The organism is Listeria floridensis FSL S10-1187, from assembly GCF_000525875.1.
GTDB classification, from domain to species: domain Bacteria; phylum Bacillota; class Bacilli; order Lactobacillales; family Listeriaceae; genus Listeria; species Listeria floridensis.
This window is the reverse complement of sequence record NZ_AODF01000064.1, coordinates 1-1,169: the sequence shown is the minus strand read 5'-3', so window position 1 is coordinate 1,169 and position 1,169 is coordinate 1. Positions and strand designations below refer to the sequence as shown.

Sequence of the window (1,169 nt, the reverse complement as noted above, 5' to 3'; positions counted from 1 at the left end):
GAAGTAACTACTCGACTTGCATATGGACCAACATTGCCTGCTGCATCCGTTGCATTAGCTTGAACCACTGTTCCTACTGGATAAGTCGAATTCATTGTAATTGAATACGTTCCCGTAGAAGTTGCTGTTCCTGTCCCAACAACTGTTCCATTCACATAGAGTTTAACCGTGCTGTTTGCTTCCGCTGTTCCTGTTACAACCACTTGTTTATCAGTAATTGCATTGATACTAGGTGCATTTGGAGCTGTAGTGTCATTTGCTGTAACAATACGACTACCATATGCACTGACATTACCTGCTGCATCTGTTGCTGTTCCTTGAATAACCGTACCTGCTGGATAGGTCGAGCTCATTGTAATTGAGTAAGTTCCACTAGCTGTTGCTGTTGTCGTCCCAACCAAGGCTCCACCAATATAAAGTTTTACCGTGCTGTATGCTTCTGCTGTTCCTGTTACAACTCTTTGGTTATCAGATACCGCATCAATTCCAGGTGCATTTGGCGCAATTGTATCACTTGATGTTACTGTACGGCTTCCGTATGCACTAACATTACCTGCTGCATCTTTTGCCGTTCCACGTACAAGTGTTCCAGTTGCATAAGTCGAATTCATTGTAATCGAGAAGGTTCCGCTAGCTGTTGCTGTACCGGTTCCAACAATTGTTGAATTCACATACAAGATTACAGTACTGTATGCTTCTGCTGTTCCTGTTACAACTCGCTGAGTATTTGTAATTGAATTAATAACTGGTGCATTTGGAGCTGTAGTATCTCCATTAACAACAGTAGTTGTTGTCGCTGCACTTGTTACCCCACTTTGGGTAGCTGTTGCTGAAATAACTGTCCCAACATTTTGCTTTGGAATTGTAATTGTGTATGAACCTGAACTACTCGCAGTTCCTGTATAAGTTGTACCATTAATAGTAAGTTTTACCGTTGAGTTAGCAGGAGCTGTACCGGTTACAGATGTTTGCATGTTAGTAACTTTATTGATAGTTGGCTTGGCTACACTAATTGCATCTCCGACAGTAATTTGACGTAGTTGACCATAAGAGCCAGCCGAGTTAATACCTTGGAAAGAAACTACTTCCCCTTTAACAAGTGCTTTCTTCAAGGAAGCACTCCATTTACCACTTGAATCAGCCCAAACGCTATAATTATCACGATCCGA

Annotated in this window: 1 protein-coding gene; it reads right to left on the bottom strand. The window is 41.8% G+C overall.

What is annotated here, in order from left to right:
* A partial coding sequence (locus tag MFLO_RS13860; protein WP_241433679.1) for an Ig-like domain-containing protein occupies positions 1-1,112 on the bottom strand: 1,112 nt, incomplete at its 3' end.
* Positions 1,113-1,169 lie beyond the last annotated feature (57 nt).